Here is an 8414-nt window from a genome sequence, read left to right on the forward strand (position 1 = left end):
GGGGTGGCGGGCCACTTTCGCGCCGCGCGGTTTGTGGGGTTTGCGGGCCCGCGCCGCCTAACCACCTCGGGGCGGGGGGCGGCCCGGCCGGGCGTACGGCCGGCGGGGGACGCCCACGGTGGCCCCCGTGATGCGAGGCCGGGTCAGCGGCTGTGCGCGAAGTGGATGGCGTCCGCGGCCGCGGCTCCGGCCCCGGCTGCGTTCATGGCGCCCTGCTCCCACCGGGTGGTGAGGTCTCCCGCCGCGTACAGGCCGGGAACGCTGGTCTGCCGGTCGGGGCCGACGGTGAGGAAGCCGTCCTCGTCATGGGCCAGACCGAGAACGCCGGTGAGCCGGTGGACGAGCGGGACCTGCCGCTGGGGCGGCGACCACAGCAGGGTCTGACGCTCCAGGAGGGTGCCGTCGGCCATCTCCACGGTGTGCAGGTCCCCGTCCCGGTGGTGCAGTCGGACGATCTCCCCTTCCACCAGGTCACTGCCCGCCTCCCGGAGCGCCCGGCGGGTCCCCGCGGCGCGGTCCATGCCGGGCGGAGCGATGGCGATCACGTCGGCGGACCAGGCCCGGAACGCGGTGGCGGCGATGGCGGCGTAATCGGGGTCGTCGGCGACCAGGCCCCAGGTGCGGTCCGCGTTCTCCCAGCCCACGCAGAAGGGGCAGTGGATGACGGTGCGGCCCCAGCACTCGGCGAAGCCCTCGACGCCGGCGGGGTGGACGTCGACGACTCCGGTGGCCAGGAGCACGGTGCGCGACCGGACGGTGGAGCCGTCCCCGAGGGCGACATCGAAGCCGCCCCCGGCGGCGCGCGTGATGTCCTCGACCACCGCGTCGCGGCGCCCGGCCAGACCGTAGCCGTCCAGCTCCACCCAGGCCCGGGCGCGCGCCTCGGCCGGGGCGGCGCCTTCCAGGCCGATCATGCCGTGGACCCCGCGGGAGGCGGCGTTGCGGGGCGGGGCCGGGGATTCCACCACCAGGGTGCGGTGGCGGTAGCGGGTCAGGGCCAGCGCGGCGGTGAGACCTGCGGGGCCACCTCCGACGATCACGGTGTCGTACTCGGTGAGCGGGTTCATCAGGGCCTCCGGTGGGTTGACGAGATCGAATGACCGTGGGTCATACTACTGACCAACGGTCATTCGATGCCGTCCATTCCCACCGGAGGAACCGACATGCACGACGCGCACCCCACCCCGCAGGACCCTCGGCCCGCCTTCGACTGGGACGACGTCTACCGCGGCGACGGCAGCGACACCGCCTCCCCCGACCCGCTCCTGCTCGCCCCCGCCGACACCCTCACGCCAGGGAAGGCCCTGGACCTCGGCTGCGGCGCGGGAGGCAACGCCCTGGCGCTCGCCGAGCGCGGCTGGCGCGTCACCGGCGTCGACATCGCACCCCGCGCCCTCGCCAGTGCCAGGATCAGCGCCTGCGCCCGCGGCCTGGAGCTGGAGCTCCTGGTCGCCGACACCGCCTCCTGGCAGCCGGAAACCAGCTACGAGTTCGTCCTCAGCTCCTACGCCCTGCCGCCCCGCGGCCCCGCCCGCACCGCCACCCTCGCGGCCGCGGCCGCCGCCCTCGCCCCCGGCGGCATCCTCTCGCTCGGCGAATGGGACGAGGAGGGCTGCGCCTGGGGCGGGGGCGGCGACCTGGTCACCCTCGACGAGATGCGCACCGGGCTGTCGGGCCTCGGCCTGGACGTCCTGCGGGCGGAACGGCTGCGCGTGCCGCGCCACCAGCACCCCGGCCACGAGCAGCAGCCGGCCGAGGACACCGCCGTGATCGTGATCGCCCGCAAGCCGCATGACACCCTGGAGACCGACGACTGACCGGCCACCGGTCGGTCACCGCCCCGCGAGGAGTCATCCGTGCCCGCCCAGCCCACCGGCCGCTTCCAGCCCCCGGACGTCCGCCGCCGGCAGATCCTCGACGCCGTGGCCGCCCTCCTGCTGGAGGACGGCTACGAGGCTCTGACCATCAGCAAGGTCGCCGCCCGCGCCGGCGTCGCCAAGGGCACGGTCTACCTCTACTTCGACTCGAAGCAGGAACTCCTCGCGGCCCTCCAGGGCGAGATGTGGGGCCGCATGCTGCAGACGCCCGCCGCGCTCCTCGAACGGCCCGAGCTGTCCTGGGCGCAACGGCTCGACGGTCTCGTCGCGGCGTGGGTCGCCGCGGAGCAGGACCACCAGGAGCTCTACCACCGGCTCTTCCACGAGCTCGGAACCGCGGGCGAGGAACCCATGGACCAGGCCCGAGATCTGCTGGTCACCATCCTGACCGGGGGCACCGCGGCCGGTGAGTTCGACGTCACCGACCCCGGACTCACCGCCGACTTCCTCACCCACGCCTACGCCGGTCCCTGCCACCACGCCCCGGGCACCGACGTCACCACCGCCGTCCAGGCCCTCTTCCGCCGCGTCGTCGCAGCCCGCCCCTGACCGCCGGGCCGCGTCCGCCACCCGAAGGGGGACCGGCCCCTGGTGACTCGTGCGTACTGCACACCCCATCGGTGACAGCCGCGACTGTCGCCGCCCTCGGCCCGGGTGACAGCGTGGGAACGTCACCGACCGAGGGAGCAGGTGTGAACAAGGGGTACGCCGCCTTCTGCGACGCCGACCGCTGGTTCTACGACGCGCCGTACCGGCGGGACGGGGAGAACTACCCGGCGGCGCTCGCCCCCGTACCGGCGGGGTGGCAGACACACCGCAGCGGGGACTGGCTGGCGCTGCGGCCCGTCGACGCCCGGCTCCCCTCCCAGGGCTGGAAGATCCACGTCTCGGCGTGCCTGGACAACGCCGAGTCCGTCCTCGAACGGGTCCACCGCTACTGCGTGGACCGCCGGATCGCGTTCAAGTTCGTACCGAGCCGGTACCTGCTGCACCTGCGCAACGCGAAGTACGCCGACCGCGCGGCGAGCGGCAAGTTCCTCACCGTGTACCCGGCGGACCAGGAGCAGTGCCGGCGCATCGCCGAGGAGCTCGACGCGTTACTGGCCGGTGAGCCCGGCCCGTACATCCTGAGCGACCTGCGCTGGAACTCCGGTCCCGTGCACCTGCGTTACGGCAGTTTCACGCTGCGGCACTGCTACGACGACCGTGGCGAGCTCGTCCCGGCGATCGAGGACCCGGAGGGCCGGCTCGTCCCGGACCCGCGGGGTCCGGTGTTCCAGCCGCCCGAGTGGGTCGAGCCGCCGCCGTTCCTGGCACCCCATCTGGCGCGGCGGGCGGCCGTCACCCTCGAAGGCCTCCCGTACGCCGTCGAACGGGCCCTGCACTTCTCCAACGGCGGCGGCGTCTACGCCGGCCGTGACGTCCGCACCGGCGAGCCGGTCGTCCTCAAGGAGGCGCGCCCCTTCGCGGGGCTCGCCGCCGACGGGGCCGATGCGGTGACCCGGCTGCACCGCGAACGCAGGGCCCTGGAGCGGCTGGACGGGCTGGACTGCGTGCCCTCGGTCCACGGCGCCTTCACCGTCGGGGACCACCACTTCCTGGTGATGCAGCACCTGGAGGGCAAGCCCCTCAACACCTACTTCGCCCGCCGGCACCCGCTGATCGAGGCGGATCCGGATCCCGCGGAGCTCGCCGAGTACACCCGGTGGGCGCTGGAGGTCCACCGGCGGGTGACGGAGGCGGTGGAGGCGGTGCACGCCCGCGGCATCGTCTTCAACGACCTGCACCTGTTCAACGTCATGGTCGCGGAGGACGAGGAGACCGGCGCGATGTCGGTCGCGCTGCTCGACTTCGAGGCCGCCGCCCCGCTCGACGAAGGGCTCCGCCAGACCGTCGCCAACCCGGCGTTCGTCGCCCCGGCCGACCGGCGCGGTTTCGCCGTCGACCGGTACGCCCTGGCCTGCCTGCGGCTGGCACTGTTCCTTCCGCTGACCAGTCTGCTGGTGATGGACCGGGCCAAGGCGGCGCACCTGGCCGACATCGCCGCCGAGCAGTTCCCCGTACCGCGTGAGTTCCTCGACGAGGCGGTACGGGAGATCCTCGCCGACCCCGACCCCGGCCCCGGCCGCGATCCCGGCCCCGACCGCGGATCCGCGTCCGGCGGTCGTGCGGCCGCCGGACGCAGCCGCTACCTGCCGGTCGAGCCGGGCGACTGGGAGGCCGCCCGTTCCTCGATGACGGCGGCGCTGCGGGCGAGCGCCACCTTCGACCGTGAGGACCGCCTCTTCCCCGGGGACACGGCCCAGTTCGCGACCGCCGGCGGCGGAACCGGCTTCGGCAACGGAGCGGCCGGCGTGCTGTACGCGCTCGCCGAGGTCGGCGCCGACCCGTGGCCCGAGGCCGAGGAATGGCTGCTGGCCCGGACGAAGCAGCCGGCGTCCGGCATGCCGCTGGGCTTCTACGACGGCCTCGCCGGTCTCGCGTGGACCCTGGAACGGCTCGGCCACCGCGACCGCGCGCTCGCCCTCGCCGAACAACTGCTGTGCCAGCCCTGGCAGTCGGCCGGACCCGACCTGCACAGCGGCCTCGCCGGGATCGGGCTGGCCCTGGACTCCCTGGGCTCGGCCACCGGCGAGGGCGAACTGCACGCCGCTGCCCTGCGCTGCGCCGACCTCCTCGCCGAAGGAGCGGCCACGGCCGGGCCGAAACGGGCCGGTCTGCTCCACGGCCACAGCGGACCCGCCCTCCTCCACCTGCGGCTCCACGAACGCAACCGCGACCCGGAGTCGCTGATCCGGGCCGGCCGGGCCCTGCACCGCGATCTCGACCGGTGCGTGACCAGCGCCTTCGGCACCCTGCAGGTCGACGAGGGATGGCGCACGATGCCCTACCTCGGGGGCGGCAGCGTGGGGATCGGCATGGTGCTGGACGACTGGCTGGGGCACGCGCGGGACGACCGCTTCGAACGGGCCCGGCCGGAGATCGTCCGCGCCGCCCAGGCCACCTTCTACGCCCAGCCCGGTCTGTTCCGCGGCGCGGCCGGAATGATCCTCCACCTGGCGCGGACCACGACGCCGGGGCCGGGTTCCGCCCGCGAGGACATCGCCCGGCAGGTCGAGGCCCTGGCCCGGCACGCGGTCCCGTACCAAGGCTTCCTGGCCTTCCCCGGCGAGCAGATGATGCGCCTGTCCATGGACCTGTCCACGGGCACGGCCGGCACGCTCCTCGCCCTCGGCAGCGCCGCGCCCGGTGGCCGCGCGCACCTGCCGTTCCTCCCCCCGCTGCGGTCCACCGCAGCGGCCCCAGAGCCGGTCCCCCTCGCGGGGGCCGTGACCCATCGGAACACAACAGTGAAGAGGAATCGGACATGACGCTTCTCGACCTGCAGTCGATGGACACCCCGAAGGAAGAGACCACGGAGGCCGCGCACCTCACCGGCGGCGGCAGCCGCGCCAGCCTGCTCCTCTGCGGCGACAGCAGCCTGAGCATCACGACCTGTAACTGATCAGGCCCTCCCGGGCCCGGGCGGTTCGCCGCCCGGGCCCGCACCACACCCCTGGAGGCCGCGCCCATGACTGTGCCCGAACCCTCCGGCGGGGCGACGGCCGTCCGCGGCGCCGACCGGGCCCTGCGGGCGGCCGCGCGACACAGCACCGGCCGCCTCGCCGCCGCCTCCGCCTGCTCGGTGGCCGCCGCCGGTGCGGCCCTGGCCGAACCGGCGGTGCTCGGCCACACCCTCGACCTGCTGCTGCGGCAGGACCCCGCCGGCGCCCGGTGGACCGCGTGCTGCGCGGCGGTGATCGCCGCCGAGGTGCTGCTCGACGCGGCGACGGCCCGGCTGAACGGCGGCGTCGACGCCCGCTCCACCGCCTGGCTGCGGCGCCTGGGGCTCGGCCGGCTGCTGCGCACCGCGCCGCACCACGCCGCCCGCCACTCCCCCGGTGAGCTCTCCGCCCGGCTGACCTCGCAGGCCGCCACGGCCGGCGCCGTACCGGCGGCCGTCGTGAGCGCCGCCGTGGCCCTGATCCTCCCGCTCGGCGGACTCGTGGCCCTGGTCCTGGTCGACGTGTGGACGGCGCTGGCCTTCCTCGCCGGACTCCCGCTGCTCGCCCTGCTGCTGAGGGCGTTCGCCCGCGACTCGGGCGCCAGCGTCAGCCGCTACCAGGAGGTGCAACTCGCCCTGGCCGGCCGCCTCGTCGAGGCCCTCTCGGGCGCCCGTACCATCGCCGCCGCCGGCACCGCCGAGCGCGAACAGGCGCGCGTACTGGCCCGGTTGCCGGAGCTCTCCGCGGAGGGGCGGCGGACGTGGCGGATCTACGGCGCGACCATGGCCCGCACCAGTGCCCTCATGCCGCTGCTGCTCTACGTCGTCCTCGGCGTCGGCGGGGTCCGTCTCGCGGAGGGGGCCCTCGGCGTAGGTGGGCTCCTCGCCGCGGTCCGCTACGCGGGCCTCGCGGCCGGGGTCGGCGCCGTGACGGGGCGGCTCGCGGCCGTGGTGCGCGGGCGGGCCGCTGCCCGCCGCACGGCGGTGCTGTTCGATCTGCCCGAACTCCCCCAGGGGTCCCGCCGGTTGCCCGTGGACGGGCCGGGCGCACTGGAGCTGTGCGGGGTACGGGTCGTCCGCGCGGGCACCGTGGTGCTGTGCGACGTGGACCTGCGGATCCCCGGCGGGACGACCGCCGCCGTCGTCGGCCGTTCGGGCTCGGGCAAGACGACGCTGGCCGCCGTGGCGGGGCGGCTCACCGCCTGCGACGAGGGCCGCGTACTGCTCGACGGCGTGCCGCTGGACGAGCTGTCGGCGGACGAGCTGCGCCGCGAGGTCGGCCACGCCTTCGAGCGTCCGGCCCTCTTCGGGGAGGACGTCGCGGACGCCATCGCCTTCGGCGGCGGACCGGCGCCGGAACCGGGGACCGTGCACGCCGCCGCACGGGCGGCCGGGGCCGACGCGTTCGTCCGCCGCCTGCCCGACGGTTACGACACTGCGCTCGCGGACGCGCCGATGTCCGGCGGGGAGCTGCAACGCCTGGGCCTGGCACGGGCGTTCTGCCGTGCGGGGCGGCTGCTCGTCCTGGACGACGCGACGTCGAGCCTGGACACGGTCACCGCCCGGGAGGTGGAGCGGGCCCTGGAGCGTGACGTCCGGCCGGGCACCCGTCTCGTCGTCGCCCACCGCATCTCCTCGGCGGCCCGCGCTGACCTCGTCGTGTGGCTCGACGCCGGACGGGTGCGGGCGACCGGTACGCACGCGGAGCTGTGGCGGGACCCCGGCTACCGGGCGGTGTTCGGCGACGGGGCGAAGCCGCCCGCGGAAACGCTCCCGGAGTCGGAGGCCGAGGCGGGTCCGCCAGGGCGGGAGGCGGTCCGATGAGCGAGTACGGCTCGTGGCGCCGGGTGTCCCGCGAGGGCGTCCGCTTCCTGCGCGCCCGGCCCCGGTCACTGCGCCGGCTCGCGCTGTGGTCCCTGCTGGAGTCCGCGCACACCTTCCTCGGCGGTTACGCGGTGGCCCGGGCCCTCGACGACGGCTTCGTCGCCGGCCGTACCGGTACCGGCATCGGCTGGCTGGCCGTGGCGGGCGTGGGCGCCCTGCTCGGCGCCCTCGCCCTGCGCGGGGTGTTCGGCGGGCTCGCGGACCTGGTCGAACCACTGCGGGACGGTCTGGTGCGCCGCTCCGTGCGCCGGGCCATCGGCCGGGCCGTCGCCGATCCCGGGCGGGCCCGTGACCCGGGTGCGGTCTCGAGGCTCACACAGCAGACCGAGATGGCCCGGGACTCCTTCGCCGGACTGGTCCTGATCGCCCGGTCGTTCGTCTTCACCGCCCTCGGCGCGCTGCTCGGACTCGCCGCACTGGCCCCCGTCCTGCTGGCCCTCGTGCTGCCCGCGCTGCTCCTGGGTGCGGCCGCCTTCCTGGCCACGCTGCGCCCGATGGCGCTCGTGCAGCGTGCGGCGCTCGACGCCGACGAGGCGCTGGCCGCGCGCACGGGCGAACTGGCGGCCGGGCTGCGCGACATCGCCGCGTGCGGCGGCGCGGCGAGCGCCGGGGCCCGGGTGGAGCTGCTGATCGCCGAGCAGGAGCGGCTGACCGGGCGGCTCGCGCGGTGGACCGCGCTGCGCACGCTGGCCCTGGGCGTCGCGGGGCGGTTGCCGGTCGTCGTACTGCTGGCCGCGGCACCCTGGCTGCTGGGGCGCGGGGTGAGCACGGGGGCGGTGGCCGGGGCCCTCACCTACCTCGTGCAGTCGCTGCTCCCCGCGCTGGACGCGCTGATGACGGCAGTGGGCGCGGCGGGCACCCGGCTCCTGGTGGTGCTGGACCGGTTCTGCGACCCGCAACCGCTTCCGTCGGCGGGTGACGAACGGGCGGGTGGCGAACCGGCGGGAGCCGCCCGAGAGCTGCCGGGGACGGACACGGCGCGCACGGACTCCGTACCCGCGCCGTCCGCGACGCCCCCGATCCCGGCGCCGGCGTCGGCGTCGGCGTCGGCGTCGGCGTCGGCGTCGGCGTCGGCGTCGGGATCGGGGGCGGGGGCGTCGCCGGGATCG

The 8414-nt window shown here is 75.7% G+C and carries 6 protein-coding genes and 1 pseudogene; 6 read left to right on the plus strand and 1 reads right to left on the minus strand.

The window, feature by feature from the left end:
- Positions 1 to 143 precede the first annotated feature (143 nt).
- A complete protein-coding gene (locus ACWGE1_RS38420; RefSeq protein WP_453425112.1) occupies positions 144 to 1067 on the minus strand; it encodes an NAD(P)/FAD-dependent oxidoreductase in 924 nt (307 codons plus the stop codon).
- Between the two features lie 96 nt (positions 1068 to 1163).
- Between ACWGE1_RS38420 and ACWGE1_RS38425 the strand changes: the two genes are divergently transcribed.
- The 6 genes and pseudogenes from ACWGE1_RS38425 to ACWGE1_RS38450 all read left to right on the plus strand — a co-directional run.
- Positions 1164 to 1817: a class I SAM-dependent methyltransferase gene (locus ACWGE1_RS38425; RefSeq protein ID WP_453425113.1), complete on the plus strand. Its 654-nt coding sequence runs from the start codon at positions 1164 to 1166 to the stop codon at positions 1815 to 1817.
- 39 nt (positions 1818 to 1856) lie between these two features.
- Complete coding sequence (locus tag ACWGE1_RS38430; RefSeq protein ID WP_453425114.1) at positions 1857 to 2426, plus strand: TetR/AcrR family transcriptional regulator; 570 nt, start codon at positions 1857 to 1859, stop codon at positions 2424 to 2426.
- A gap of 143 nt (positions 2427 to 2569) precedes the next feature.
- On the plus strand, positions 2570 to 5248 hold the full coding sequence (gene lanKC / locus ACWGE1_RS38435) for a class III lanthionine synthetase LanKC (protein ID WP_453425116.1): 2679 nt from the start codon (positions 2570 to 2572) through the stop codon (positions 5246 to 5248).
- Complete coding sequence (locus ACWGE1_RS38440) at positions 5245 to 5382, plus strand: SapB/AmfS family lanthipeptide (RefSeq protein WP_281204780.1); 138 nt, start codon at positions 5245 to 5247, stop codon at positions 5380 to 5382. The genes lanKC and ACWGE1_RS38440 overlap by 4 nt, the downstream gene beginning before the upstream one ends.
- Positions 5383 to 5448: 66 nt before the next feature.
- Positions 5449 to 7245: an ATP-binding cassette domain-containing protein gene (locus ACWGE1_RS38445; protein ID WP_453425115.1), complete on the plus strand. Its 1797-nt coding sequence runs from the start codon at positions 5449 to 5451 to the stop codon at positions 7243 to 7245.
- A pseudogene (locus ACWGE1_RS38450) lies at positions 7242 to 8414 on the plus strand (ABC transporter ATP-binding protein); the annotation flags it as partial. The gene ACWGE1_RS38445 and the pseudogene ACWGE1_RS38450, both read left to right, overlap by 4 nt.

This window comes from Streptomyces sp. NPDC054932, from assembly GCF_053610205.1.

Bases quoted from the DNA above. Each gene is read 5' to 3' on its own strand.
- ACWGE1_RS38420 (WP_453425112.1), bottom strand. From the start codon at position 1,067: ATGAACCCGCTCACCGAGTACGACACCGTGATCGTCGGAGGTGGCCCC.
- ACWGE1_RS38425 (WP_453425113.1), top strand. From the start codon at position 1,164: ATGCACGACGCGCACCCCACCCCGCAGGACCCTCGGCCCGCCTTCGAC.
- ACWGE1_RS38440 (WP_281204780.1), top strand. From the start codon at position 5,245: ATGACGCTTCTCGACCTGCAGTCGATGGACACCCCGAAGGAAGAGACC.
- ACWGE1_RS38445 (WP_453425115.1), top strand. From the start codon at position 5,449: ATGACTGTGCCCGAACCCTCCGGCGGGGCGACGGCCGTCCGCGGCGCC.